Annotated in this window: 30 protein-coding genes and 1 tRNA gene; 14 read left to right on the forward strand and 17 right to left on the reverse strand. The window is 70.4% G+C overall.

The window, feature by feature from the left end; genetic code table 11:
- Together H7965_RS02435 and H7965_RS02440 are read left to right on the forward strand one after the other, a co-directional pair.
- The gene (locus H7965_RS02435) at positions 1-3,126 is read left to right on the forward strand and encodes an efflux RND transporter permease subunit (RefSeq protein WP_186768941.1); all 3,126 of its coding nucleotides are present in this window, start codon (positions 1-3) and stop codon (positions 3,124-3,126) included.
- A gap of 5 nt (positions 3,127-3,131) precedes the next feature.
- Entirely contained in the window at positions 3,132-4,502 is a 1,371-nt protein-coding gene (locus tag H7965_RS02440; RefSeq protein WP_186768942.1) for a TolC family protein, read from the forward strand.
- A gap of 8 nt (positions 4,503-4,510) precedes the next feature.
- Here the strand turns inward: H7965_RS02440 and H7965_RS02445 are convergent.
- A tRNA-Gly gene (locus H7965_RS02445) sits at positions 4,511-4,585 on the reverse strand.
- A gap of 316 nt (positions 4,586-4,901) precedes the next feature.
- On the opposite strand from H7965_RS02445, the gene metZ reads away from it, so the two are divergent.
- From metZ to apaG, 3 genes are all read left to right on the forward strand, one after another.
- On the forward strand, positions 4,902-6,134 hold the full coding sequence (gene metZ, locus H7965_RS02450) for an O-succinylhomoserine sulfhydrylase (RefSeq protein ID WP_186768943.1): 1,233 nt from the start codon (positions 4,902-4,904) through the stop codon (positions 6,132-6,134).
- A 118-nt stretch (positions 6,135-6,252) separates the two neighbouring features.
- Complete coding sequence (locus H7965_RS02455) at positions 6,253-6,855, forward strand: LysE family translocator (protein WP_186768944.1); 603 nt, start codon at positions 6,253-6,255, stop codon at positions 6,853-6,855.
- A 4-nt stretch (positions 6,856-6,859) separates the two neighbouring features.
- Positions 6,860-7,273 carry a Co2+/Mg2+ efflux protein ApaG gene (apaG, locus tag H7965_RS02460; RefSeq protein WP_186768945.1) on the forward strand — a complete coding sequence of 138 codons (414 nt, stop codon included), beginning with the start codon at positions 6,860-6,862 and terminating at the stop codon, positions 7,271-7,273.
- 18 nt (positions 7,274-7,291) lie between these two features.
- On the opposite strand, the gene H7965_RS02465 is transcribed toward apaG, so the two are convergent.
- The 4 genes from H7965_RS02465 to H7965_RS02480 all read right to left on the reverse strand — a co-directional run bounded on the left by H7965_RS02465 (position 7,292) and on the right by H7965_RS02480 (position 9,770).
- Positions 7,292-7,750 carry a DUF1772 domain-containing protein gene (locus tag H7965_RS02465; RefSeq protein ID WP_186768946.1) on the reverse strand — a complete coding sequence of 153 codons (459 nt, stop codon included), beginning with the start codon at positions 7,748-7,750 and terminating at the stop codon, positions 7,292-7,294.
- Between the two features lie 43 nt (positions 7,751-7,793).
- Positions 7,794-8,621 (reverse strand): GNAT family N-acetyltransferase, encoded by an 828-nt coding sequence (locus H7965_RS02470; protein ID WP_186768947.1) that lies wholly within the window; start codon positions 8,619-8,621, stop codon positions 7,794-7,796.
- Entirely contained in the window at positions 8,618-9,103 is a 486-nt protein-coding gene (locus H7965_RS02475) for a Fur family transcriptional regulator (protein WP_186768948.1), read from the reverse strand. Before H7965_RS02475 ends, H7965_RS02470 begins: the two co-directional genes overlap by 4 nt.
- 202 nt (positions 9,104-9,305) lie before the next feature.
- Positions 9,306-9,770, reverse strand: coding sequence for a MucR family transcriptional regulator (locus tag H7965_RS02480; protein ID WP_186768949.1), 465 nt, complete (start codon positions 9,768-9,770; stop codon positions 9,306-9,308).
- A 91-nt stretch (positions 9,771-9,861) separates the two neighbouring features.
- On the opposite strand from H7965_RS02480, the gene H7965_RS30685 reads away from it, so the two are divergent.
- Positions 9,862-10,116 carry a sulfurtransferase TusA family protein gene (locus H7965_RS30685; protein ID WP_261394018.1) on the forward strand — a complete coding sequence of 85 codons (255 nt, stop codon included), beginning with the start codon at positions 9,862-9,864 and terminating at the stop codon, positions 10,114-10,116.
- An 18-nt stretch (positions 10,117-10,134) separates the two neighbouring features.
- Here the strand turns inward: H7965_RS30685 and H7965_RS02490 are convergent, their stop codons facing one another.
- The 11 genes from H7965_RS02490 to H7965_RS02540 all read right to left on the reverse strand — a co-directional run bounded on the left by H7965_RS02490 (position 10,135) and on the right by H7965_RS02540 (position 19,133).
- Positions 10,135-10,575 (reverse strand): GNAT family N-acetyltransferase, encoded by a 441-nt coding sequence (locus H7965_RS02490; RefSeq protein WP_186768951.1) that lies wholly within the window; start codon positions 10,573-10,575, stop codon positions 10,135-10,137.
- Positions 10,572-11,249 (reverse strand): tRNA (adenosine(37)-N6)-threonylcarbamoyltransferase complex dimerization subunit type 1 TsaB, encoded by a 678-nt coding sequence (gene tsaB, locus H7965_RS02495; protein WP_186768952.1) that lies wholly within the window; start codon positions 11,247-11,249, stop codon positions 10,572-10,574. The genes H7965_RS02490 and tsaB overlap by 4 nt, the downstream gene beginning before the upstream one ends.
- A 130-nt stretch (positions 11,250-11,379) precedes the next feature.
- Positions 11,380-12,228, reverse strand: a complete 849-nt coding sequence (locus H7965_RS02500; protein ID WP_229682397.1) for an exodeoxyribonuclease III — start codon at positions 12,226-12,228, stop codon at positions 11,380-11,382.
- Positions 12,229-12,230: 2 nt separating this feature from the next.
- Positions 12,231-12,917, reverse strand: coding sequence for a fumarylacetoacetate hydrolase family protein (locus H7965_RS02505; protein WP_186768953.1), 687 nt, complete (start codon positions 12,915-12,917; stop codon positions 12,231-12,233).
- A gap of 375 nt (positions 12,918-13,292) precedes the next feature.
- Complete coding sequence (locus H7965_RS02510; protein ID WP_186768954.1) at positions 13,293-14,066, reverse strand: gamma-glutamyl-gamma-aminobutyrate hydrolase family protein; 774 nt, start codon at positions 14,064-14,066, stop codon at positions 13,293-13,295.
- Between the two features lie 109 nt (positions 14,067-14,175).
- Complete coding sequence (locus tag H7965_RS02515; RefSeq protein ID WP_186768955.1) at positions 14,176-14,799, reverse strand: LolA family protein; 624 nt, start codon at positions 14,797-14,799, stop codon at positions 14,176-14,178.
- 85 nt (positions 14,800-14,884) lie between these two features.
- Positions 14,885-16,015, reverse strand: coding sequence for an alanine dehydrogenase (gene ald / locus H7965_RS02520; protein ID WP_186768956.1), 1,131 nt, complete (start codon positions 16,013-16,015; stop codon positions 14,885-14,887).
- 40 nt (positions 16,016-16,055) lie between these two features.
- Positions 16,056-16,403, reverse strand: coding sequence for a DMT family protein (locus tag H7965_RS02525; protein WP_186768957.1), 348 nt, complete (start codon positions 16,401-16,403; stop codon positions 16,056-16,058).
- Between the two features lie 27 nt (positions 16,404-16,430).
- Positions 16,431-17,705 carry an AmpG family muropeptide MFS transporter gene (locus H7965_RS02530; protein WP_186768958.1) on the reverse strand — a complete coding sequence of 425 codons (1,275 nt, stop codon included), beginning with the start codon at positions 17,703-17,705 and terminating at the stop codon, positions 16,431-16,433.
- A 31-nt stretch (positions 17,706-17,736) separates the two neighbouring features.
- Complete coding sequence (locus H7965_RS02535) at positions 17,737-18,660, reverse strand: allantoinase PuuE (protein ID WP_186768959.1); 924 nt, start codon at positions 18,658-18,660, stop codon at positions 17,737-17,739.
- Complete coding sequence (locus tag H7965_RS02540) at positions 18,660-19,133, reverse strand: ureidoglycolate lyase (RefSeq protein ID WP_186768960.1); 474 nt, start codon at positions 19,131-19,133, stop codon at positions 18,660-18,662. The genes H7965_RS02535 and H7965_RS02540 overlap by 1 nt, the downstream gene beginning before the upstream one ends.
- A 272-nt stretch (positions 19,134-19,405) precedes the next feature.
- Here H7965_RS02540 and H7965_RS02545 point away from each other — a divergent pair, with 272 nt between their 5' ends.
- The 8 genes from H7965_RS02545 (at position 19,406) to H7965_RS02580 (ending at position 25,203) form a co-directional block, all read left to right on the forward strand.
- Complete coding sequence (locus tag H7965_RS02545; RefSeq protein ID WP_186768961.1) at positions 19,406-20,266, forward strand: urease accessory protein UreD; 861 nt, start codon at positions 19,406-19,408, stop codon at positions 20,264-20,266.
- 42 nt (positions 20,267-20,308) lie between these two features.
- Positions 20,309-20,611, forward strand: a complete 303-nt coding sequence (locus H7965_RS02550) for an urease subunit gamma (protein ID WP_186768962.1) — start codon at positions 20,309-20,311, stop codon at positions 20,609-20,611.
- Between the two features lie 142 nt (positions 20,612-20,753).
- Complete coding sequence (locus H7965_RS02555; protein ID WP_186768963.1) at positions 20,754-21,059, forward strand: urease subunit beta; 306 nt, start codon at positions 20,754-20,756, stop codon at positions 21,057-21,059.
- Positions 21,060-22,772: an urease subunit alpha gene (gene ureC / locus H7965_RS02560; protein ID WP_186768964.1), complete on the forward strand. Its 1,713-nt coding sequence runs from the start codon at positions 21,060-21,062 to the stop codon at positions 22,770-22,772.
- Positions 22,772-23,278, forward strand: coding sequence for an urease accessory protein UreE (locus H7965_RS02565; protein WP_186768965.1), 507 nt, complete (start codon positions 22,772-22,774; stop codon positions 23,276-23,278). Before ureC ends, H7965_RS02565 begins: the two co-directional genes overlap by 1 nt.
- A complete protein-coding gene (locus tag H7965_RS02570) occupies positions 23,208-23,951 on the forward strand; it encodes an urease accessory protein UreF (RefSeq protein ID WP_229682398.1) in 744 nt (247 codons plus the stop codon). Before H7965_RS02565 ends, H7965_RS02570 begins: the two co-directional genes overlap by 71 nt.
- Complete coding sequence (gene ureG / locus H7965_RS02575) at positions 23,948-24,637, forward strand: urease accessory protein UreG (RefSeq protein WP_186768966.1); 690 nt, start codon at positions 23,948-23,950, stop codon at positions 24,635-24,637. Before H7965_RS02570 ends, ureG begins: the two co-directional genes overlap by 4 nt.
- A complete protein-coding gene (locus tag H7965_RS02580) occupies positions 24,637-25,203 on the forward strand; it encodes a HupE/UreJ family protein (protein ID WP_186768967.1) in 567 nt (188 codons plus the stop codon). The genes ureG and H7965_RS02580 overlap by 1 nt, the downstream gene beginning before the upstream one ends.
- A gap of 53 nt (positions 25,204-25,256) precedes the next feature.
- On the opposite strand, the gene H7965_RS02585 is transcribed toward H7965_RS02580, so the two are convergent.
- The gene (locus tag H7965_RS02585; protein ID WP_186768968.1) at positions 25,257-25,964 is read right to left on the reverse strand and encodes a ribonuclease activity regulator RraA; all 708 of its coding nucleotides are present in this window, start codon (positions 25,962-25,964) and stop codon (positions 25,257-25,259) included.
- Between the last annotated feature and the right edge of the window lie 16 nt (positions 25,965-25,980).

Here is a 25,980-nt window from a genome sequence, read left to right on the forward strand (position 1 = left end):
ATGCTGGGACGTCTTGTGGATCTGGCGCTGCGGCAGCGCCTGCTCGCCATGCTCGCGACCCTTGGGCTGATCGTCTGGGGGGTTAACGCCTATCGCAGCCTGCCGATCGACGCCTTCCCGGATGTCTCGCCGACCCAGGTGCTGGTGGCGATGCAGGCCCCCGGCCTGCCGCCGGAGGAGCTGGAGACGCAGGTCACCAACCCGGTCGAGCTGGCGATGAAGGGCATCCCCAACCTCGTCAACATCCGCTCCATCACCCGCTACGCCAGCACCCTGATGACCTTCGAATTCGCCGCCGGCACCGACATCTACTGGGCGCGCACGCAGGTGGACCAGCGGCTGGACGATCTGGAAAGCCAGTTCCCTGACGGCGTCTCCGGCGGCCTTGCGCCGGTGGTGACGCCGCTCGGCGAGATGCTGATGTTCACCCTGGAAGGCGGCAGCCTGACGCCGATGCAGCGGCGCACCCTGCTCGACTGGGTGATCCGGCCGCAGCTGCGCGGCCTGCCCGGCATCGCCGATGTGAACACCCTCGGCGGCCATGTCCGCACCTATGAGGTAGCGCCCGACCCGGCGGCGATGGCGGCGCGCGGCATCACCACGGCGATGCTGGCCGAGGCGCTTGACCAGAACAACCGCAACGACGGCGCCGGCCGGGTACGGGATGGGGAGGAAGCGCTGCTGGTGCGCGCCGAGGGCCGCATCCGCACCCTGGACGACATCCGCGCCATCGTCGTCGCCTCGCATCCCACCGGCGTGGTCCGCGTCTCCGACGTCGCCGACGTACGCTTCGGCGCGCTGGCGCGCAACGGCGTCGTCACCCGCAACGGCGAGGGCGAAGCGGTCTGGGGCATCGTGCTCGGCCTGCGCGGCGCGAACGCGAAGACCGTGGTCAGCGGCGCCAAGGCGAAGCTCGCCGAGATCCAGCGGACCCTGCCCGAGGGTGTCACCATCGAGATCTTCTACGACCGTAACGAGCTGATCGAGGCGGCGGTCTGGACGGTGCAGAAGGTGCTGCTGGAAGCCATCGCGCTGGTCGCGGTGCTGCTGATCCTGTTCCTCGGCAATCTGCGTGCCGCGCTGGTGGTCTCCCTGGCGCTGCCGCTTTCGGTGCTGGCGACCTTCGGCATCATGCGCACTACCGGCATCTCGGCCAACATCATGTCGCTCGGCGGCCTTGCCATCGCCATCGGCCTGCTGGTGGACTGCGCCGTGGTGGTGGTGGAGAACGTCGCGCACCGGCTGTCCGAGATGCATGGCCGCACCGATTACCGGGCGCGGATGACGGTAACCGGCGAAGCGGTGCGCGAGGTGGCGGTGCCACTGGTCGCCGGCGTCATCATCATCGTCACCGTGTTCCTGCCGCTGCTGTCGCTGCAGGGGCTGGAAGGCCGGCTGTTCGCCCCGGTGGCGCTGACCATCGCCTTTGCGCTCTGCGCCGCGCTGCTGCTCTCGCTCACCATCGTGCCGGCGCTGTCGGCGACGCTGCTGAAGGCCGGCGGCCATGCGAAGGAGCCCTGGCTGGTGCGCCGGCTGCACGCCGTCTACGACCCTTTCCTCGGCTGGGCGATGCGCAACCCGCTGAAGATCGGCGCCACCGCGGTGCTCGGTCTGGTCCTGGCGGGGCTGCTGTTCACCCGCATCGGCTCCACCTTCATGCCGGTGATGGACGAGGGCACGCCGGTCATCACCCTGCGCAAGCACCCGACCGTCAGTGTCGACGAAGCCGCCTCGACCGATCTGCTGATCCAGCAGCAGATCCTGGCCGAGGTGCCGGAGGTGCGCGGCATCATGGGCCGCGCCGGCGCCGATGAGCTTGGCATCGATCCGGTCGGGCTGAACGACAGCGACCTGTTCCTGACCATCGCGCCGCGCGCCGAATGGCGCGAGAAGGACAACAAGGACTTCGTCATCGACGCGGTCCGCCAGGTGCTGGATCGCTTCCCCGGCATCTCCTACGCAATCAACCAGCCGATCGACATGCGGGTGCAGGAGATGATCATCGGCGCTCGCGGCGACGTGGTGGTGAAGATCTTCGGCTACTCCATCCCCGAGCTGAACCGCATCGCCCGCGAGGTGGAGATGGTGGTGGAGGGGACCCAGGGCAGTACTGAGGTGTTCGCGCTGCGCAACGAGGGGATGAAATACCTGAAGGTCGCGATCGACCGCTTCGCCGCCGGCCGGCTTGGCCTCAGCGTGCGCGACGTGCAGCAGGCGCTGCGCGTCTGGGTCGATGGCCGTGACATGGGCATCGTGATGGAACAGGAACGCCGCATCCCGCTGATGCTGCGCGGCGAGGGCAGCCTGCGGCGCTCCGCCACCGACCTGTCGCGCGTTGTCCTGGCGCTGCCAGGCGGCCGCACCGTGGCGCTGTCCCAGGTGGCGCGGATCGAGGAGGAGGAAGGCCCGATCCAGGTGATCCGCGAAGGCACCCAGCGCTACGCGACCATCCTCTCCAATGTGCGCGGCCGCGACCTGGTGGGCTTCGTCGCCGAGGCGCAGGCGGCGGTCGCCGAACGGGTGCAGTTGCCGCCCGGCTACCGGTTGGAATGGGGTGGGCAATTCGAGAACCAGCAGCGCGCCTCCGCCCGGCTGGCGGTGGTGGTGCCGATCGCGCTGGCGCTGATCTTCCTGCTGCTGCACTTCACCTTCGGATCGGTGCGGCAGGCGGCGCTGGTGTTCTGCAACGTGCCCTTCGCCGCGATCGGCGGTGTCATTGCGCTGTATCTCTCGGGCGAGTTCCTCTCGGTGCCCGCCTCGGTTGGCTTCATCGCGCTGATCGGCATCGCCGTGCTGAACGGCGTGGTGCTGGTGTCCTACATCAACCGGCTGATTGCCGAGGAAGGGCTGGCGCTGCGCCAGGCGGTGATGGAGGGGGCGCGGCGACGAATGACGCCGGTGGTGCTGACGGCGACCATTGCCGCCTTCGGCCTGGTGCCCTTCCTGTTCGCCGACGGCCCGGGCGCCGAGATCCAGCGGCCGCTGGCGGTCGTCGTCATCGGCGGGCTGGTGACGGCGACGGTGCTGACCCTGGTGCTGCTGCCGATCCTGTATGACCGCTTCGCCCTGCCGAAGGCGGCGCGGGAGAGGCCGATGCCGGCGACCCAGCCGGCGGTGGCGGAGTGATGCGGATGCGCTGGCTGCCCCTTGCCACCCTGCTGCTCGCCGGCCCGGCCTTCGCCCAGCAGACGCCGCTCTCGCCCCGGCCGCTGGGCGTCCCGCCGGAGGTCAACCCGGCCCCGCTGGCGCCTATTGCCCGGCCGCCGGCCGGGTCCGTGCCGCCGCCGAGTGCCCGGCCGCCAGTGGCACGCCGCGATCCCGCCACGCCGCGGCACCCGCGCGGGCGCACCGCGGCGGTGGCGGACGCCAGCGGGCTGGCGAGCGACCTTGATGCCGCGATGGAGATCGACGCCGGGGCGCGGGCAATCGCCGCCCGGCGCAACGCCGTCCGCGCCCGGGATGCGCAGGTGCGCTCGCCCATCGCCGGCTCGCCGGCGCTCGGCGGCAGCTTCCGCTCCGACACCCGCGGGCCGGACCGGGCGCGGGAATGGGATCTGGAGATCGCCGCGCCGGTCTGGCTGCCCGGCCAGCGCGGCGCCCTCGCCGGCACGGTGGAGGCCGGCGTCGCCGAGCAGGGCTACCGGCTGGAGCTGCGGCGGCTGGAAGTCGCGGCGCTGCTGCGGGATGCCTATTGGGCGGTGGGCGCGGCGGAATCCGAGCTGCGCGTCGCCCGCGACCGCCTCGCCACCGCCCGCGACGTGGCGCGCGACTTCAGCCGCCGTGCCGAACTCGGCGACATCTCGCCGACCGAGGCGCTGCTCGGCCGCAACGAGACCCTGGCGGCGGAGCTGGAGCTGGCGCGGGCCGAGGCGGCGGCGGACAGCGCCCGGGCCGCCTACGCCACCCTGACCGGCGGCAGCACCAACGCGCTGGCCGCCATCCGGCCGGAGCCGCTGGCGCCGAATGGCAACGGCCACCCGGCGCTGCGCGCGGCGGCGGCGGCGCTGGCCAGCGCCGAGGCGCAGGCCCGGCTGGTGGCGGCGACGCCGATCGACAACCCGGAGGTCGGGCTGTTCACCCGCCGCCAGGGCGGGCCGCTGACCGAGGACGGCTATTCGGTCGGCCTGCGCCTGCGCCTGCCGCTGCCGACCGAGGCCCGCAACGCCCCCCGCCGCGCCGATGCCGAGGCCGACCGCACCCGCGCCAATGCGGAACTGCTGCAGACCCGCCGTGTGGTGGAAGGCGAGGTCAGGCTGGCCCGCGTCGCGCTCTCGGCCGCCGAGGCGTCGAGCCGGCTGGCGGCCGACCGCCGCGCAGTGGCGGACCAGCAGGTGGCGGCGGCGCGGCAGGCCTTCCGCAGCGGCGAGATCGGCGCCTTCGACCTGTTCCGCGTGCGGCAGTTGCAGATCGAGGCAGCGGCCGCGGATGCGCAGGCCCAGGTCGGCGTCGGCCGGGCGCGGTCACGGCTGAACCAGGCGATGGGGGTGGTGCCGCGGGGATGAGGGGAGGCTGGAGCGGGCGATGGGAATCGAACCCACGACATTCAGCTTGGGAAGCTGACGTTCTACCTCTGAACTACGCCCGCGCTCAGCATCCCCTTATAATGGCGCGACACCGCGGCGGGCAACCCGGTACTGGCGGATGGCAGAGGCGACAAGACCCGGCTGGTCCGAGAATCCTAAATCGCCTCTCCCTTGACCGCCTCGCCCACCCGGGCTTATGCCTTTCCGGTAGCTGAACTGCTCCTCGCGATTTGTCCGGCCAGCTTGCGGCGAGGTCCCTACGGGGCCCCTGGTTTCGGGGGAAAACAAGCGCGCTAAACGGCCGTGGGGATGCGTCCTCGCACCCCATGCCCCGTCCAGGGGGCCGGACGCCGCGCGTTTGCCGAGGTGTTCGCCGCCATGTCCAAGACCCTGCCGACCCGCCCGCTGCGCCCTGCCACGCTTCTCGTGCGCGGAGGCACCAACCGCAGCAACCATGATGAAACTTCGGAGGCATTGTTCCTCACCTCCGGCTTCGTCTACGACAGCGCCGAGCAGGCCGAGGCGACCTTCGCCGGCACCCAGCAGCACTACCAGTATTCCCGCTTCGGCAACCCGACCGTCGCGATGCTCGAGGCCCGGCTGGCCGCGCTGGAAGGCGCCGAGGCCTGCCGCGCCACGGCGACCGGCATGGCGGCGGTGCATGCCGCGCTGCTCTCCCACCTGAAGACCGGTGACCGGGTGGTGTCCTCGCGCGCCCTGTTCGGCTCCTGCCACTGGATCGTCTCCACCCTGCTGCCGCGCTACGGCATCATCGGTGAGTTCGTCGACGGCGCCGATCTGGCGCAGTGGGAGAAGGCGCTGTCGACACCGGCCGCGCTGGTGCTGCTGGAAACCCCGTCCAACCCGATGCTGGAGCTGGTCGACTTGCCGGCTGTCGCCGCGCTGGCGCACAAGGCCGGTGCCATCGTCGTGGTCGACAATGTCTTCGCCACCCCCCTGCTGCAGAAGCCGCTGCAGCTCGGCGCGGATGTGGTGGTCTATTCCTGTACCAAGCACATGGACGGCCAGGGCCGCGTGCTCGGCGGCGCGGTGCTCGGCTCGAAGAAGTGGGTGGAGGAGGTGCTGCAGCCCTTCACCCGCAATACCGGCCCAGCGCTCAGCCCGTTCAATGCCTGGGTGGTGTTGAAGGGGCTGGAGACCTTGCAGCTGCGGGTCAACGCCATGTGCCGCAGCGCCGCCGCCATCGCCGATTTCCTGTCGGAGCGGGTCGAGGTGGCGCGGGCCCTCTACCCCTTCTCGGTGTCGCATCCGCAGCATGCGCTGGCCAAGAAGCTGATGACCGGCGGCGGCACGGTGGTGACCTTCAACCTGGCCGGCAGCCCGGAGGCGGCGAAGGCCGCCGCCTTCCGCTTCTGCAACGCGCTGCAGCTCATCGACGTGTCCAACAACCTGGGCGACTCGAAGTCGATGGTGACCCATCCGGCGACTACCACGCATATGCGCATCGGCGCCGAGGAGCGGGCGCGGCTCGGCATCACCGACGGCACCATCCGGCTGTCGGTCGGGCTGGAGGATGTCGCAGACCTGATCGACGATCTGGCGGAGGCGCTGGACGCCGCCGGCAGCCCGGCCGCGCGCGCCGCCGAATAGTGCGGATCACGAAGGGGCGCGAACGCCCCGGAGCATGTAGGGCGACGCGGCCATAGCCTTCCCGGCGCCCGGCATGGCAGGCTGGCGCCAAGCCAGCCAAACCGGGGAGGATGCCGTGATGGGCCTGGAGAATTGGGCGGCCTTCATCGCCGCCTCGGCCGCCCTGCTGCTGATTCCGGGGCCGACCATCCTGCTGGTCGTCGGCCGCTCCCTCGGTGGCGGCGTCCGCACCGCCCTGCCGCTGGTCGTCGGCGTCGCACTCGGCGATCTGACGGCGATGTCGCTCTCCCTGGCTGGGCTGGCCACGCTGCTGGCCACCTCGGCCACGCTGTTCGGCGTGCTGAAATGGATCGGCGCGGCCTATCTGGTCTGGCTCGGCGTGCAGCTCTGGCGGGCGCCGGTCGAGGCCGCAGTGGCCGCCCCGCGCCGGGCGCTGCACGACGCCTATGTGGTGACCGCGCTAAATCCGAAGAGCATCGCCTTCTTCGTGGCCTTCGTGCCGCAATTCCTCGACCCCGCGCTTTCCTACCTGCCGCAGGCCGTGATCATGGTGGTAAGCTTCGTCGCCCTGGCCACCCTGAACGCGCTGGGCTACGCCCTGCTGGCTGGCCGGCTGTCCGCCGCGGTGGCGCGGCCGGTGGTGCGGCGCACCTGCAACCGGCTGGGCGGCGGGCTGTTGATCGGCGCCGGCCTCGCCACCGCCACGATGCGCCGGAGCTGATGCCATGGCCCGCCCTGCCGACCAATACTCCCAAGTGACCCGCGACGTCCGGGTGACGGTCCGGACCTTCTATCTGGCTGACCAGTCGGAGCCGGCGCGCAGCCATTACGTCTGGGCCTATCGCGTCACCATTGCCAATGAGGGCAGGCAGACGGTGCAGCTGCTGAAGCGCACCTGGCTGATCACCGACGCTCAGGGTCGCACCCAGCGGGTGCATGGCGAGGGGGTGGTGGGGGAACGCCCGGTGCTCGATCCTGGCGAAAGCTTCGAATACACCTCGGGCACCCCGCTGGCGACGCCCTCGGGCTTCATGCGCGGCACCTACCACATGGTGGCCAGCGCCAGCGGCGAAGCCTTCGACGTGGTGATCCCGACCTTCAGCCTGGACAGCCCGCACCAGCCGCAGCGGGTGCATTGAGCCGCACCCCTGCCCCGATCAGGGCCCTGCGTCGGACCGTGATGCCGCGCTCAGGCCGGCGCAGAGGGCCGCGAAGCTCAGCAACGCATTGGCGGCGTGGGACCATTCCCAGGCCGCTCGCAGCGCCTGCCAATCGGCGGGCAACCGCGTCCAATTCGCGGTCGCTTGGTTGGCCGGGAAGGTCCAGGTGAAGAAGATGGCCAGCCCCGCCAGCAACAGCAGGGCGGCGAGCCAGGCCATTCCGGCCGGCCGGCCCCGGCGACGCAGGGCCAGCGCGGCCCCAAGGTTGGCGAGGATCGCCGCCATCGGCAGCACCCCTAGAAGCGCCCACCCGTCATAGGCGCGCTGCGCCGCGAGGTAGGTCTCCGCCGGCATTGCCAGCTTGTTCGGCAGGGCGAAGAGATGCGCGCCGGCCGGCATCAGCGCCAGCGCGGTGAGCAGCACGGCCAGCGACGCCAGGACAGGGGTGCGGCGCATGCCGGCTGAACAGCCTCACCGCCGCCAGGGTTCCGGCCGGTCGTCAGCCCGGGGTCCCGGCCTCCGACCAGCCGAGCCGGCGCTCGTAATGCTTGTGGTACTTGTCGGTGATCAGGGCGGTCTTTACCACCACGCAGATGTCGGTGGTGTTGAACGGCCGGTCCAGCACTGCGCCATCCCCGACGAAGCCGCCGAGCCGCAGGTAGCCCTTCACCAGCGGCGGCAGCTCATTCAGCACCGCCCGGATATCGAGCGCCTCCGGGTCCAGCCGGTTCATCGGCACATAGCGGTGTGGCACCGCGCGCGGCCGCAGCGATACCGGCGCAAGATGCTTGGTGTGGAGGTAGGTCAGCACCGGCGCCAAGGCGTCCAGGTCGGTGCCCGGCAGGCTGGCGCAGCCGAACATCAGGTCGATCTTGTGGACGAAGACATAGGCGGCAATGCCCCGCCACAGCAGCTGCAAGGTCCCCCGGGTGCGATGGTCCGCATCGACGCAGGACCGCCCCAACTCCAGGATCTCGCCCGGGAGGGCGATGAGCGGGGAGATGTCGAACTCCTCCGCCGAGTAGAACCGCCCAAGTTTGGCGGCCGCGGCACGGCGGATCAGCCGATAGGTGCCGACCACCGCCTGTGGCCCCTCGCCGAGGTCATGGTCCACCACCAGGAGATGGTCGGCGACCTCGTCGAATTCATCGCGGTCACGGCGGGCGGCGCGGGAAGCGGCATCGGCCTGGGCGCCCATTTCCTCGAAGAAGATCCGGTAGCGCAGGGCCTGCGCCGCATCGACCTCCGCCTCGGTGGAGGCGACCCGCACGCCGAGGTTGCCGGCGCGGAGCTCGCCAAACCCGGCTGGTTGCAAATCCGCGGTCATTCGGCGTCCCGCGGCTTGCCGCGCGGCACAGCAGGGTCAGGCGTGTCGGCGACGCGTCGGCCGAACAACTCAATCCGGTTGTCCTCCAGCGTGAAGCCGAGCCCGGCGGCGATCTCGCGCACCAGCGTGTCAAGCCGGGGGTCAGCGAATTCGATCACCCGGCCAGTGTCCACGTCGATCAGGTGGTAATGGTGGCCGCGGTCGGCTTGGTCGTAGCGGGCGCGGCCGCCGCCGAAGTCCCGCCGTTCCAGTATGCCCTTTTCCTCGAGCAACCGGACCGTGCGGTAGACGGTGGCGATCGAGATACGGTCGTCGCGGGCCACGGCACGCCGGTAGAGCTCCTCGACATCCGGATGGTCGGCGCTTTCCGACAGCACGCGGGCGATCAACCGGCGCTGGCCGGTCATTTTCAGGCCCCGCTCGATGCAGAGCCGCTCGATGCGGGAGATCCCCTCATGCTCGGCAGTGGCGGGAGTGTGCATGCGGCCTGGGATCCGCCCTTCTTGCTGCGGGCAGGCAGAGCCTGCCCGCAGGAGGGTTGGTAGGGGCGGAGACCATAGCGCCATGCCGCTACGGCCACCATGCCGGACACGGGGCTGCCGGTCCGGGCGGGGCACGGCGCGCCAGCGTGGCATGGTGCCGGCGCGGCCGCCAGTGCGGGCCCCGCCCGCACCGCCCGGAGGGTTAGACCGTTTTCGCCGCGGCGGCTGGCGTTTCACGCCGCACGCCGCGGGCCGGCCGGCCGCGCGGCTTGGTGCCCAGCCCGATCTTCTTGGCCAGGGAGGAGCGATGCTTGGCGTAATTCGGCGCCACCATCGGGTAATCCGGCGGCAGGCTCCAACGTTCCCGGTATTGGTCGGGCGTGAGGTTGTAGGAGGTCTGCAGATGCCGCTTCAGCATCTTCAGTTTCTTCCCGTCCTCCAGGCAGATCAGGTATTCGGGCGTTATCGACTTCTTCACCGGAACTGCCGGCTGGGGCCGCTCCGGCTGCGGCTTCGCTTCCGGCTGTCCGACCGAGGCCAGGGTTCTGTAAACCTCCTGAATGAGGTTCGGCAGATCGGCCAGCGACACCGGATTGTTGGAAACATGGGCGGCGACGATTTCAGCCGTCAATCCCAGAACGTCGGCAGCGGGGGTTTCTTCAGCCATCTGGCGCATCTTCCCAATTCCAGCGCTACAGCTATACTGCGATGGCCAGCCGTTTCGCAATGCGGCTCCGCGATTTCCGGGACATGTACCCTTGGAATTTCTTCACACAAAAGAAATCAGCGGCGACCGCGAGCTCGACATCACCGCTGAGACTTGTCCGATGACCTTCGTGCGAACCCGTTTGGCACTGGACCGCATGGCGTCCGGTCAAACCCTTTTGCTGCGATTGCGCGGTGAAGAACCGCGCCGCAATATTCCGCGGACTGCGACCGAACAGGGTCACATGGTTATTGCAGAACGGGAAACAGCCGACGGCACCGTTCTGCTGTTGCTGCGCAAGGGTTAGGATATGTTCAGCCGGTTGTCAGGCAAGTTCGCGCCGTAGCACCAGCGCATCGCCACCATCCGGGTAATAGCGGCTGCGCCGCCCCACCGGCCTGAACGCTCCGGCGGCATAGAGCGCGCAGGCCGCGGCATTGCCCTCCGCCACCTCCAGAAACATCGTCGTCGCGCCACGGGCGCGAGCGGCCGCCATGGCGCTCGCCAGCAGCGTCCCGCCCAGCCCGCGCCGGCGTGCCGCCGGTATCACTGCCAGCGTCAGGATCTCGGCCTCATCGGCCGCCGTGCGGGCCAGGATGAAGCCCTGCCCATCCTGGATCAGGGCGAAGCTGCCAGGCATTTCCAGCATCAGCTGCAGGGCGTCCGGCCCCCAGGCCTCGGCCGGCGGGAAGGCGGCGGCATGCAGCGCCGCCAGCGAGGCGGCAACCGCGGCGGCCTCGGCCGGGCCGGCCGCACGCAGGCTCATCCGCCAGCCGCCCCCGTCGGCATGCGCACCGCCGGCGCCTCGACGTAGAGCGGCTGCGCGGCCAGTGGCGGCACCCTGCCGGCCAGCCGCAGCGCTGCGACCCGCGCCGCGGCGGCGGCCTCCGGCATCCGGACATCGGTCGGAACAGCGTTCGTGCCGGCGGCGGCAAGCCAGGCCGCCACCGTGGGGGCGGCATCGCCAACCAGCGCGACCGGACCTGAGGCCGGGGGCAAATCGGCTTCGCCCACCACCTCCGGCGGGCCGAGCGGCGAGTCGGCGCCCGGTGCGAAGCGTTCCAGGATGACCCGGCCGCGGCGGTTGTCGATGACGCTCCAGACCGCCTGCGTTGCCCGGATCCCGGCGGGCAGGGCGGCGGCCAGCGCCTCGCCGGTGGTGACGCCGAGGCAGGGCAGCCGGGCACCCAGGGCGATGCCCTGGGCCAGCGCCAGCGCGGCCCGCAAGCCGGTGAACCCCCCCGGGCCGACCACCGCGGTCACGGCATCCAGCGCGCCGGCGTCGATGCCGGCTTCGTCGAGCACCGCCTGCGCCATCGGCGGCAGCAGCGCGGCATGGCCGCGGCCGGCGTCCTCCGAGCGTTGCGCCAGGATCACCCCGTCCGCGAGGACGGCCGCGGAGCAGCGTGCGAGGGAGGCATCGACAGCTAGAATCCACACCGGACGGCTTCCCATGGCAGGGCCGGCATCGGCGGCCGCAAGAACAAAAGGCTGGAGCAGCTTCCGTCAGCCGATGCTGTAGGAGCCATGGTGCCGCGCGACCACCGAATACATCATGCAGTCGCCGCCATCACGGTGCGATCTCGACCATCACCGGCACATGGTCGCTGGCCTGGGGCCAACTCCGGGCGGGCTTCAGGACCGCATGCCGGACCAGCCCGCCGATGAGGTCCTGGCTCACCCAGACATGGTCCAGCCGCCGGCCACGGTCCGAGGCCTCCCAGTCCCGCGCCCGATAGGACCACCATGTGTAGAGCTTCTGGTCGGCCGGGACGAAATGCCGCAGTGCGTCATGCCAGGCACCGCTGCGTTGCCAGGCGCCCAGCGCCTCCACCTCCACCGGCGTATGGGAGACGACGTCGAGCATCGCCTTGTGCGACCAGACATCATGCTCAAGCGGGGCGATGTTCAGGTCGCCGACCAGGACGCTGCGGCGGGCCTCCCCCCGGGCGGCGCACCAGGCGGTGGCCTCGGCGACGAAATCCAGCTTATGGGCGAATTTCGGGTTGGCCTCGCGGTTCGGCGCGTCGCCGCCGGCGGGGACGTAGAAATCATGCAGCTCCACAGCCCCGCCCGGGGCGTCGAGGGTGACGCCAAGGTGCCGGCAATCGCCCTTGCTGCACCAGTCCGGGTCCTCGTCCCGCACCTCGAAGGGCAGGCGGGAGAGGATGGCGACGCCGTTGTAGCCCTTCATGCCCTTATGGGCGATGTGCGGGAAGCCGAAGGCCCGGAGGTCTTCCAGCGGGAAGAACTCATCCGGGCATTTGGTCTCCTGCAGGCAGAGCACGTCAGGATCGAGCGCCTTGACGAGCTCGGCCAGCAGCGGCCGGCGGAGGCGGACGGAGTTGATGTTCCAGGTGGCGACGCGCAGGGCCTGCCGCGACGCGGCGATGGCGGGCGCGGCAGGTTTGCGCGCCACCCTCAGACGATCCGGGTGCGGACTTCGCCGACGCCCTCGACGAAGCCTTCTAGCAGGTCCCCCTTCACCACCGCGGCGACGCCTTCCGGGGTGCCGGTCATGATCAGGTCGCCCGGTGCCAGCCGGACCAGGTGGGAGAGGTTCGAGATCACCTCGGGCACCGACCAGATCAGCTTCGACAGGTCGGAGGATTGCACGACCTTGCCGTTCACCTTCAGCTCGATCTTCCCCTTGGAGGAATCGACGCCCTTGGCCGGCACCAGCGCGCCCATCGGCGCCGAGTGATCGAAGCCCTTGCCCATGTCCCAGGGGCGGCCGGTTTTCTTCGCTTCGTTCTGGATGTCGCGGCGGGTCATGTCGAGGCCGGCGCAATAGCCCCAGATATGGCCCAGCGCATCCTCGACGCTGATGTTGGCGCCGGCCGCGCCGATCGCGACCACCAGCTCCATCTCATGGTGCAGGGACTTCGAGGCCGGCGGGTAGGGCATGTCGGCGTCGTTCACCACCAGCGCGTCGGCCGGCTTGGCGAAGTAGAAGGGCGGCTCCCGGGTCGGGTCGCTGCCCATCTCGATCGCATGCTCGGCATAGTTGCGGCCGACGCAGAAGATGCGGCGCACGGGAAACATCTGGCTGCTGCCCTTGATCGGGACGGCGGCGATGACCGGCGGGGCGATCACGTAATCGGACATCGGCTTGGCGCTCCATGCACGGCTGCTGTGGCAGCCATACCAGTGCAGGAAACGAGCCGAAAGCCCGCGCGATGAAATCCCTACTTCAAGTGTTACTTTAGGAAAATCGGCGTAATCCCGTGCAGCGCACAAAAAAGCGCCCGGACAGGGGGGTGTCCGGGCGCCATTGTGTAGTTTCCGATCGGAAAGGTCGGGCGAGCCGGTAGGGGAAACCGGACATCGACCACCGGCCTATTTAGGAGCCGGCGTCAATAGACTAGCGTGTTGTTCACAGGGACGCAAAAGACGATTATGCGTCCCTGCCATGCAAAGGCGCCCTGAAGCGCCAATTTCGCGCAGCTGTGATTCTTATTGTGCCGCCGCCGCGGAACCTGGCTACTCGGCCGCCTGGGCCATGTGCCGGCGGGCCGCCCAGGCCGCCGCAGCGGCGCCGAAACGCTCGAACAAGGCGCGGCTGAGCGCATCCGACTCCCAATCGTATTCCGGATGCCATTGCACGCCGTAGGCGAAGCCGGGGGCGTCCTTCACCCGCACCGCCTCGATCGTGCCATCCGGTGCCCAGCCTTCCGCCACCAGGCGCGGCGCCAGCCGGCGGATGCCCTGGTTGTGCAGGGAGTTGACCGGAACCTCCGTGCCGCCCGCCAGGCTGGCCATCAGGCTGCCCGGCAGCAGCCGCATGCCATGCGCCTTGGCAGTGCGGATCCGCGCCAATCTCTGGTCCGCCGGGGTGGAGTGGTCGATCCGCCCCGGCAAATCCTGGATGCGCTGGTCGAGGCTGCCGCCCAGCGCCACGTTCAATTCCTGGAAGCCGCGGCAGATCGCCAGCAGCGGCACGCCGGCGGCGATGGCGGCGCGGATCAGCGGCAGGGTGGTGGCGTCCCGCGCATGGTCCTCCGGCGTGCCTTCGGCATGCGCGGGGCCTTCGTAGTATTCGGGGCACACATTGGACCGGCTGCCGGTGAGGATCAGCCCATCCAGCCGCGGCAGGATCTGCGGCGCCAGTGACTCGCCGGCGGCAGGCAGCAGCACCGGGATTCCGTTCACCGGCCCGAGCACGACGCGTACGTAACTGTCGGAGGCGGCGTGATTCGGCGTCCCGAAGATGCCGAATGCCTTGATACAGCAGGATATGCCAATGAGCGGCTTCATCACGGCACCAGCTTCGTCTGCGATTGCGGCACGATCAAGATGGAGAAGGCTGAACGGAAAACGAACTCGCCACGCGAATTCGCAATCGGCCGCGATTTGATGGACCGTTTCATGGAATGCCGAGGTTCTCACGGAACCGCGGATCGTTGAAATCGAACAGCAGGGACGGAAAGCGGGCGCCGTATTGGGGCTGGAACAGGCTCACCCGGGTTTCCTGCCCCTGGGCATCCAGTACCGCCCATTGCTTCAGCTCGAAGGGTGCGTCGCCGAACACCAGGGTCAACCGGCCCTCCGCCGCCTTGCCGGTGCGATGCAGGGTGATGCGCAGCAGCCCGCCGCCACGTTCCACCCGGGTCACGGTGATATCACCCGACAGCCGAAGATTCTCGCCGAGCAGGATGCCGAGCGGCGTGGCCGAGAGCGGCACGGTCGTCGCCTGCTTCAGCTGCTTGTCGAAATAGAAGAACTGGCCGTGGCTGGCGACCAGCAGTAACGGCTCCGGCGGATCGTATTCGAAGCGCATGCGGCCGGGCCGGACAATCCAGCCGGTGCCCTCCGCCGCAGCGCCGTTCTGGGCGATCTGCAGGAAGCGGGCCTTCAGGCTCTGCAGCCCATTCAGCCAGGCCTCGGCCCGGGCCAGGTCGGCCCGGTCGCGGTCCGAGAGCGTGGCCTGGGCCATGGCGCCAAAGGCGGGGAGGGCGAAGGGGAGGGCAAGGAGGGCGCGGCGGTGCATCGATCCCCATGTGGGCCGTGGCGGGCCCCGGGGAAACCCCCGATCGCTGCCGCCCTGCGTCCTGGCTGGGGCATGGCCGGCGCCGTCACGCACCGCCGCAACCGGCCAGCGCCGTCGCCAGCGGCAGCGGCGCCTCGCCCAGCGCCGCTGCCACCGCCGGATGCACCACCCGGCCGCCGAAGACGTTCAGCCCCTGGGCCAGATGGGCATTCTCCGCCAGGGCACGGGGAAACCCCTTCTCCGCCAATTGCAGGATGAAGGGCAGGGTTGCGTTGTTCAGCGCCACGGCGCTGGTGCGGGCGACCGCCCCCGGCATGTTGGTGACGCAGTAATGGATGATGCCGTCCACTAGGAAGGTCGGCTCGGCATGGGTGGTGGGGCGGGAGGTCTCGAAGCAGCCGCCCTGGTCGATCGCCACATCCACCAGCACACTGCCCGGCCGCATGCCGCCCAGCATGGCGCGGGTGACGAGCTTCGGCGCCGCCGCGCCTGGCACCAGCACGGCGCCGATCACCAGATCCGCCTCGGTCACCGCCTGCTCCACCGCCTCAGTGGTGGCAAACAGCGTGGCGATATGGCCGGCGAACTCCCGGTCGAGCGCATCCAGCACCCTGGCGCTGCGGTCCAGCACCGTCACCCGCGCCCGCATGCCGGCGGCGATGCGCGCGGCGTTGGAGCCGACCACCCCGCCGCCGAGGATCGCCACCCGCGCCCCTGGCACGCCCGGCACGCCGGAGAGCAGGATGCCGGCGCCGCCCATCTCCTTCTCCAGGCAGCGGGCGCCGACCTGTATCGCCATGCGCCCGGCCACCTCGCTCATCGGCGCCAGCAGCGGCAGGCCGCCCTCCGGGCTGGTGACCGTCTCATAGGCGATGGCGGTGCAGCGGCTTTCCATCAGGCCGCGGGTCTGCTCCGGGTCGGGCGCCAGATGCAGGTAGGTGAACAGGAGCTGGCCGGGGCGGAGTTGGCGCCACTCCTCCGGCTGCGGCTCCTTCACCTTCACCACCAGCTCGGCGGTGGCGAAGACCCCGGCGGCATTGGGCGCGATGGCGGCGCCGGCGGCGGCATAGGCGGCATCGGGGAAGCCGGTGCCGGCGCCGGCGCCGGTCTCTACCAGCACCCGGTGGCCATGCCCCACCAGCTCCCTCACCGAGGCGGGGACCAGCCCCACCCGGTATTCGTGGTTCTTCACCTCGCGCGGGACCCCGATGAGCATGCGCCGTCCTCCGCCTGTTGTTGCCGGAGGATGTGGGGGCTCAATCGACCGGCAGGAATATGAAGACCACCGCGGCGATCAGGCAGCCCATGGCGGCGAGGTAGGTCCAGCGCAGCGGCTCGCCCAGGACGAGCACGCTGAAGCCGGCGAAGACGGTCAGGGTGATGACTTCCTGCATCACCTTCAATTGCTGGCCGGAATAGGCGCCGTAGCCGATGCGGTTCGCCGGCACCGCCAGGCAGTACTCGAAGAAGGCGATGCCCCAGGAGATCAGGATCGCCAGCCAGAGCGGCCAGGCGGGGCGCTTGAGATGGCCGTACCAGGCCCAGGTCATCAGGATGTTGCTGCCGAACAGCAGCAGTGGCGGCAGCAGGTACGGCGGCGTCATGCGGTGGTCCCTTTTGACCCCGCGAACCTACCGTGCCGGCTGCCCCGGCGGCAGCCGCCGCAGCAGCCAGAGCATGATCGCCATCGCCGGCAGCGCCGCCGCCGTGGTCAGCAGGAAGAAGGCCGACCAGCCCACCGCCTCCGCCAGCCAGCCGGAGGAAGCGCCGAGGGTGCGCAGCGGCACCGCCGCCAGCGAGGAGAGCAGCGCGTATTGCGTCGCGGTGAAGGCCCGGCTGGTCAGGCCGCTGAGGTAGGTGAGGAAGGCCGCGTCGGCGAGGCCATCGGTGAAGCTCTCCACCCCGACCTGGGCGAAGAGCATGGGCATGTCCCGCCCGCCGCCGACGAGTGCCAGGTACATCAGGTTGGACAGCATCTGCCCCAGCCCGGTCACCACCAGTGCCCGGCCGATGCCGATGCGGCCGATCAGCCAGCTGCCGGCCAGCGCGCCGCCCAGGGTGGCGACCATGCCGAAGACCGTGGCGACGGTCGCCACATCCTCCCGCGTGAAGCCGAGGGAGCGGTAGAAGGGTGTCGTCATGACGCCGGCCAGCGCCTCGCCCAGCTTAAACAGCGAGACGAAGAGCAGGATGGCCAGCCAGCCGCGGCGGCGCAGGAATTCCGCGAAGGGATCCATCACCGAGGCCCGCAGCCGCGCCCGCCAGCCGAGCACCACCGCCACCGGCCGTACCCCTTCCCGCCCCGCCAGCACCGCGATGATGCCCGGCAGCAGCAGCAGCGAGGCCACCGCATAGGCACCGCCCCAGCCGAGCCATTGCACCAGCAGCAGGGTGCCGGCGCCGCTGGCCAGCAGCGCCAGCCGGTAGCCCCAGACATAGGCGGCAAGGCCCCAGGCCTGGCGCTCCGCATCCTCGCCCAGCATCTCGATGCGCCAGGCATCGACCACGATGTCCTGGCTGGCCGAGAGGAAGGCAACCACCACCGCCAGCGCCACGGTCAGCGTGGCGCCCTGGGTCGGGTCGGTCGTCGCCACGCCGAGGATGGCGGCAATCAGCGCGAATTGGATGGCCAGCAGCCAGCCCCGCCGCTGGCCAAGCGGCAGCGGCGGCCGCACCGCGTCGAGCGCCGGCGACCAGAGGAATTTATTGGCATAGGCCAAGCCGATCAGGGCGGTCAGCCCGATGGCGCCGAGCGAAAGCCCGCTTTCGGTGAACCACTGCCGCAGCACCTGCCCCGCCACCAGCGGCAGCGGCGCCCCGGCGGAGAAGCCGAGGCCGAGCAACACCAGGAAACGCCGGTCCCGCCACGGGCGGGGCCGGGAAGACTGCACTGCGCCATCGGCCATGCCGCCCGCTACCAGAAGCGGCGGCGCGCCGCTACTCGTTCAGCCCCTTGCCGGGGTAGGGGTGGGTGGCCATCCAGTGCCGGGCGATGTCGACCCGCCGGGTGATCCAGACATCCTTCCGCTGCATCATGTAGTCCAGCAGCCGCTGCAGCCCCATCGCCCGCGCCGGGTGGCCAATGAGGCGCATGTGCAGCCCGACCGACATCATTTTCGGTGTCTTCGATCCCTCGGCGTAGAGCATGTCGAAGGCGTCGCGGATGTAGGAGAACCACTGGCCGCTGGTGCCCGTCCAGCCAACGTACTTGCCGTCGTTGTTCACCAGCGAATAGGGCACGACGAGGTGCGGCTTGCCCTCCACCGTCAGCCAGAACGGCAGTTCCTCGCCATAATAGTCGCTGTCGTAGAGGAAGCCGCCGTGCTCGACGACCAGCCGGCGGGTGTTCACGCTGGGCCCATAGCGGCAGTACCAGCCTGCCGGCTTCTCGCCGAGGGTCGTCTCCAGGCTGGTGACGGCGCGGGCGATATGCTCCCGCTCCTCCGCCTCCGACAGTTCGAAATGCTTCACCCAGCGCCAGCCATGCGAGCAGATGTCGTAGCCTGCGGCGCGGATTGCCGCCGCGGCCTGCGGGTTGGCCTCCAGCGCCAGGGCGCAGCCGAAGATTGTCAGCGGCAGGCCGCGGTCCTGGAACAGCCGGTGCAGCCGCCAGAAGCCGACCCGGCTGCCGTATTCGAACATCCCCTCCGCGGCCAGGTCGCGGCCGGATTTCACCTGGCCGCCGCCATGCGCCTCGGTCAGCCCGGTCTCGGTGTAGCCGTCGCCATGCGCGAAGGAGGGCTCCGAGCCTTCCTCGTAATTCACCACGAAATTCACCGCCAGCCGGGCGCTGCCCGGCCAGTGCGGGTCTGGCGGGGCGTCGGCGTAGCCGATGAAGTCGCGCTTCACCGCATAGGTCATCAGGGCAGCTCCACGCTGAAGGGCGGCACCTCGACGAATTCCTCGTCGCCCGCGCCGCCGGTGCGCCACATGACGATGACGAAGCGGGCCTCGCGATCGAGCACGGTGAAGGGGTGGTGCCAGACATCGGCGCCATAGGTGACGCCCTGGTTCGGGCCGCAGAGGAAGGCGCGGGCGCGGGCCATGTCCGGCCCGCCGCCAGCCGCGTGCGGCGCGACGATCGCCAGCCACCGCCCGCCCTCCTGCGGGATGAAGCTCTGGGAGGAGTACTCATGCCGCTCCATGGTGGTGGAGCGCAGCGGCAGCGCCGCGAGCGGTGGCTTCACCGTCAGCGATATGCTCAGCCGCGCCGCGGGGCGGAGGTTCGCCAGCGCATCCTCGAAATAGGTGCGGCCGGGGATGGCGGGGCATTCGATCACCTCGCCGTAAGGCAGGAAGGCGGCGGAGGTCAGTGGCTCGGCGCGCAGGATCATCGCCTCGGCCTCGCGGCGGCGGAGGGGGTTGGCCAGCGCGGCATCGGCGGGAAGGCGATGCGGATCTTCAAGCTGCTCTCCATCATGCCCGGATGCGGATCGGTGGCATGCCGATCCGCACCGGGGCAGCAAACCGCGCGGCCGGCGGATTGTCCATCGCGGCGCGTGCCGGGTGGTGACCGAATCTGCCTGGGAATGCGGCGGAGAATCGAGAAATTGCCGCGATAGGCGGCAGTTTCCGGCTGCCCGCGCCGCATGCCATGCTGCGCGCGATGCCCCGTGACCTGCCGCCCCCGCCCGCCCGGCACCAGCGCGCCAATGGCGCCTTCGAGGTGCATTTCGCCACCGCGGCGCGCGGCCCCGGGGCGCCGGCCACCGTCCTGCGCCACCTGTTCCAGCAGGCCCCGCTGCGCGTGCTGTTTCCGACGCCGGAGCCGGATGAGGCGCTGACCGCGGCGTTGCTGAACTGCGCCGGCGGCCTCGCCGGCGGCGATGCGCTGCGCCAACGGGTGAGGCTCGGCCCCGGCGCCCGCGCCACCGTCAGCACCGCGGCGGCGGAGAAGATCTACCGCAGCCTGGGCCCGGAGACCCGGGTGGAGAGCGAACTCAGCCTCGGCTCCGAAGCGGTACTGGAATGGATTCCGCAGGAGGCGATCCTGTTCGACGGCGCCCGGCTGCACCGAAGGATGCGGGCCGAGCTGGCGGAAGGAGCGAAGCTGCTGGCGGCTGAGACGCTGGTCTTCGGCCGCGCAGCGCGGGGCGAGCGGCTGACTCATGGCAGCCTCTTCGACGCCTGGCGCCTGCACGGGCCTGAGGGGCTGCTCTGGGCCGATGCGCTGGAACTCAACGCCGATATCGGCGATCGACTTGCGGCGCGTTTTGGCTTCGGTGGTGCCGAGGCGCTGGGCACGCTGTTGCTGGCCGGCGCCGACGCGGTGATGGCGCGCGATTTGCTACGAAACCTGCCCGAAGCGGCGCCCGGCGCGGCGACATTGCCCCGTCCAGGGTTGCTGCTGGCGCGCTGGCTGGGCCCGGCTACCGCGGTGCGGCGGGCGGTGGCGGCGGCGATCGTCACGCTGCGGGTCGCCGCGCTTGGCCTGCCGTCGCGGCTGCCGAGGCTGTGGACGACTTGAGGCAGGGCGGATGATGATCGGGCCGGGGATGAGGGATTCTGCATGCATCTGACGCCGCGCGAGAAGGACAAGCTGCTGATCGCCATGGCGGCGCAGGTCGCCCGCCGGCGGCTGGAGCGCGGCGTGAAGCTCAACCATCCCGAAGCCGTGGCGCTGATCACCGACTTCGTTGTCGAGGGCGCGCGGGACGGTCGCAGCGTCGCGGAGCTGATGCGGGACGGCGCCGCCGTCATCACCCGCGACCAGGTCATGGAGGGGATCGCGGAGATGATCCATGAGATCCAGGTGGAGGCGACCTTCCCCGACGGCACCAAGCTGGTCACCGTGCACGAGCCGATCCGGTGAGCGGGATGCAACGAAGCAATACCCCCGATCTTGCTTCTGTCCCCGTCATGACCGGGCCTGACCCAGCCATCCGCCCCGGCATGCGCGGCGCAGGGGATGCGCGGGTCAAGCCTGGGCATGAACTCGCAGGCCGGGTTCGCACATGATCCCCGGCGAACTCCTCCCCGCTGCCGGCGAGATCGAGCTGAACGCCGGCGTCGAGGCCGTGGAGGTCGAGGTCGGCAACACCGGCGACCGGCCGGTGCAGGTCGGCAGCCACTACCATTTCGCCGAGACCAACCCGGCGCTCTCCTTCGACCGCAGCGTTGCCCGCGGCCGCCGCCTGGACATCGCCGCCGGTACCGCGGTGCGGTTCGAGCCGGGGCAGACCCGCACGGTGCGCCTCATCCCCTTCGCCGGCGCCCGGATGGTGCACGGCTTCCGCGGCGAGACGGAAGGACAGGTCTAGATGCCCACCCGCCTTTCGCGCGCCGCCTATGCCGGCATGTACGGCCCGACCACGGGTGACCGGCTGCGCCTTGCCGATACCGAGCTGATCATCGAGGTGGAGAAGGATTTCACCACCTATGGCGAGGAGGTGAAATTCGGCGGCGGCAAGGTGATCCGCGACGGCATGGGCCAGTCGCAGGTGACCCGCGCCGGCGGCGCGGTGGATACGGTCATCACCAATGCCCTCATCCTCGACCACTGGGGCATCGTGAAGGCCGATGTGGGGCTGAAGGACGGCCGCATCATCGCCATCGGCAAGGCCGGCAACCCGGATACCCAGCCGGGCGTGACCATCGTCATCGGCCCCGGGACGGAAATCATCGCCGGGGAAGGCCGCATCCTGACCGCCGGCGGGCTCGATGTGCACATCCACTTCATCTGCCCGCAGCAGATCGAGGAGGCGCTGGCCAGCGGCATCACGACCATGGTCGGCGGCGGCACCGGCCCGGCGCACGGCACCCTGGCTACCACCGCGACGCCGGGCCCGTGGCACATGGCGCGGATGCTGCAGGCCGCCGAAAGCTTCCCGATGAACCTCGGCTTCCTCGGCAAGGGCAATGCCGCCCTGCCGGCGGGGCTGGAGGAGCAGGTGCTGGCCGGCGCCTGCGGCCTGAAGCTGCATGAGGACTGGGGCACGACCCCCAAGGCCATCGACACCTGCCTCCGCGTCGCCGATGCGCTGGACGTGCAGGTGGCGATCCACACCGACACGCTGAACGAGAGCGGCTTCGTCGAGAGCACCGTCGCCGCCATCGCCGGCCGCACCATCCAGGCCTTCCACACCGAGGGCGCCGGGGGCGGCCATGCGCCCGACATCCTGCGGGTGGTGGGCGAGCCGAATTTCCTGCCCTCCTCGACCAATCCGACCATGCCCTACACGGTGAACACCGTGGACGAGCATCTCGACATGCTGATGGTCTGCCACCACCTGGACCCGCGCATTCCGGAAGACGTGGCCTTCGCCGAAAGCCGCATCCGCCGCGAGACCATCGCCGCCGAGGACATCCTGCACGATCTCGGCGCCATCAGCATGATGAGCAGCGACAGCCAGGCCATGGGCCGGGTGGGCGAGGTGATCATCCGCACCTGGCAGACCGCGCATAAGATGAAGGTCCAGCGCGGCCGGCTTTCCGGAGAGAGCGGCGACAACGACAACCTGCGCGTCCGCCGCTACATCGCCAAATACACCATCAACCCGGCCATCGCGCAGGGCATCTCGGCGCATGTCGGCAGCGTGGAGGTGGGCAAGCTGGCCGACCTGGTGCTGTGGTCGCCGGCCTTCTTCGGGGTGAAGCCTGATCTGGTGCTGAAATGCGGCAGCATCGCCATGGCGCCGATGGGCGACCCCAACGCCTCCATCCCCACCCCACAGCCGGTGCACTATCGTCCGATGTTCGCCGGCTTCGGCAAATCCATGGTGGCGAGCGCCGTCACCTTCGTCTCCAAGGCGGCGCTGGGGCATGGGATCGGCGAAAGGCTCGGGCTGCAACGCGCGCTGCTGGCGGTGGAGAACACCCGTGGCGGGATCGGCAAGCGCGACATGGTGCTGAACGACGCGCTGCCGCGGATCGAGGTGGATCCGGAAACCTATGAGGTGCGCGCCGATGGCGCGCTGCTGATCTGCGAGCCTGCGAAGGTGCTACCGATGGCCCAGCGGTACTTTCTGTTCTGATGAGCGCCGCCCTGCCCCGCGCGACCCAGGTGCTGCCCGCCGGCGGCTGGGTGGAGCGCACCGCCCGCCACACCGTCACCCTCGACTTCGACGACCGCTTCCGCCGCCGCAAGCGCTATGTGGCGGAGGATGGCTTCGCCTTCCTGCTCGACCTCGAAGCGGCGACGGCGCTGCGCGAGGGCGACGGGCTGCTGCTGGAAGGCGGTGGCGTCATCCTGGTGCGGGCCGCGCGGGAGCCGCTGGTCGAGATCACGGCGGAGGCGCCGGAACAACTTGCCCGCCTCGCCTGGCACCTCGGCAACCGGCACCTGCCGACGCAGATCGAGGGCAGCCGCATCCTGATCCGCGATGACCATGTGATCACCGCCATGCTGCGCGGCCTCGGCGCCACCGTGCGTCAGGTCGCCGCCCCCTTCAACCCGGAGGGCGGCGCCTATGGCGAGCACAACCGCCAGCCCGGCCATCACCACCACCACGGCGATGACGACCACCACCATCACCACTGACGCCGCGCTGTACCGGCTGCTGGCCTGGCTCTCCCCGGCCTATCCGGTCGGTGCCTACACCTACAGCCATGGGCTGGAGACGGCGGTGGAGGACGGCCTCGTCGCCACCCGTCCCGCCCTGGTCGAGTACATCGCCACAGTGCTGCGGCACGGCGCCGGGCGGGTGGATGCGGCGCTCCTGGTCGCCGCCTGGCGCGCCGCCGCGGCCGCGGATGACACGGCGCTGGACGAGGTGGCGCGGCTGGCCGCCGCCTGGCGCGGCACGGCGGAAACCGCGCTGGAGAGCATGGCCCAGGGCACCGCCTTCACCAGCGTGACGGAGGCTGCCTGGCCGGAGCCGCGCTTCGCCGCCTTCGCCGCGCGCCATCCACGGCAACTCGCCCATCCGGTGGCCTTCGGCGCCGCCGCCGGCTTCCAGGCCCTGCCGCTGCGCCCCGCGCTGACCGGCTGGCTCGCCGGCTTCGCCGCCAACCTGGTCTCGGCGGGGGTTCGGCTGGTGCCGCTCGGCCAGACCGATGGGCAGATCGCCACCGCCGCGCTGCACGCGGTGGTAGAGGCGGCGGCGGCGGCGGCGCTCGATGCCGAACTGGAGCAGATCGGCACCGCGACGCCCTTTCTCGACCTGCTCTCGATGCGCCACGAATCCCAGTACACGAGGTTGTTCCGCTCATGAGCACGGATACGTCGGGCCAGCCGATTCAGGCCTCCACGCGCGATGCGCGCTCCGGTCATCGGACGGCCAACGGCCCCTTCAGGGTCGGCATCGGCGGCCCGGTCGGCTCGGGCAAGACCGCGCTGACCGAGCGGCTGTGCCGCCGGCTGCGCGACAGCCACGACATCGCCGTCATCACCAACGACATCTATACCAAGGAAGACGCCGAATTCCTGACGCGGGCCGGCGCCCTGGACCCGTCCCGCATCGCCGGCGTCGAGACCGGCGGCTGCCCCCACACCGCGATCCGCGAGGACGCCTCCATCAACCTGGCCGCGGTGCACGACATGGTGCAGCGCTTCCCGGCGCTGGAGGTGCTGTTCATCGAGAGTGGCGGCGACAACCTGGCCGCGACCTTCAGCCCGGAACTGGCCGACCTGACCCTCTACGTCATCGATGTCTCGGCCGGCGACAAGATTCCCCGCAAGGGTGGCCCTGGCATCACCCGATCCGATATGCTGGTGATCAACAAGATCGACCTGGCACCGCTGGTCGGCGCCGATCTTTCGGTGATGGACCGCGACGCGCGACGGATGCGCGGCGCACGGCCCTTCATCTTCACCAATCTCAAGGAGGATACCGGCGTGGCCGAAATCGTGGACTTCATCCTGCAGCAGGGCGGCATCGCGCCCCGGGCGACCGCGTGATGAACGCGCTGCTGCTGATCGCGGCGTTGCTGCTGCCAGTGCCGGCGCTGGCGCATGTCGGCGATGGCCTCCACGCCGGGCTTATGGCCGGGTTCCTGCACCCATTCAGCGGCGCCGACCATCTGCTGGCCATGGTGACTCTCGGCGTCTGGGCCGGGCTGCTGGGCGGCGCGGCACGGCTGGTGCTGCCGGGCGCCTTCCTCGGCGCCATGGCGACGGGCGCGATCCTCGGCGTCACTGGCGTCGCGCTGCCGGGCGTGGAGGCGGGGGTGCTGGCCTCCGTGCTGGTGCTCGGCGCGCTGGTGGCGCTGATGGTGCGGCTGCCGCTGGCGGCGGGCGCGGCGCTGGCCGGGGTGTTCGGCCTGCTGCATGGCCATGCCCATGGCACGGAGATGCTGGGAGGGTCCTTCGCGCTCTATGCGGCCGGCTTCCTGGTGGCCACTTCGGTCCTGCTGGCCTCCGGGCTGGCGCTGGCCTCGGCCACCGCGCCCTGGGCCCGCCAGGCGGCGCGCACCGCGGGCGGCGCCGCGGTGGCGGCGGGCGTGGTCCTGTTGCTGGCGGTCTGAGCCGCCATCCCCACGCCGGCCGGCCAACGGCCGGCGTGGGTCCGGTACTTCGGCTACTTCTTCTTCTCGGCCTCGTAGCGCGCCTTGTTCTCGGCGTTCGGCGGATAGAGGCCGGGCAGCTTCTCGCCCTGCTCCACCTTGGAGACGATCCAGGCCTCCAGCCGCTCCTGCTCCGCGCCGCCGTCCAGCACCTCCTGCAGGAAGGCCTTCGGGATGCAGACCGCGCCATCGTCGTCGCAGACGATGATGTCATCCGGGAAGACCGCGACGCCGCCGCAGCCGATCGGCTCCTGCCAGCCGACGAAGGTGAGGCCGGCGACGGAGGGCGGGGCCGCGCCGCCGCGGCACCATACTGGCATGTTGGTGCCGGTCACGCCGGCCACGTCGCGCACCGCGCCATCCGTCACCAGCGCGGTGACGCCGCGCTTCATCAGCCGGGCGCAGAGGATGTCGCCGAAGATCCCGGCATCGGTCACGCCCATCGCATCGGCCACGGCGATCACCCCTTCCGGCATGTCCTCGATGGCGGCGCGGGTGGAGCGGGGGGAGGACCAGCTTTCCGGCGTCGCCAGATCCTCGCGCGCCGGGACGAAGCGCAGGGTGAAGGCCGGCCCGACCAGCCGGCGGCCCTTGGCGGTCGGGGTGAAGGGCTGCGGCCCGCGCATCCAGATGTTGCGCAGCCCCTTCTTCAGCAGCAGCGTGGTGATCGTCGCGGTGGAAATCTGTTCCAGTGTCGCGCGGGCAGCGGGGTCCAGGGCCATGCTTGGCCTCCTTTCG

Source organism: Siccirubricoccus deserti (assembly GCF_014283215.1).
Lineage (GTDB): Bacteria > Pseudomonadota > Alphaproteobacteria > Acetobacterales > Acetobacteraceae > Siccirubricoccus > Siccirubricoccus deserti.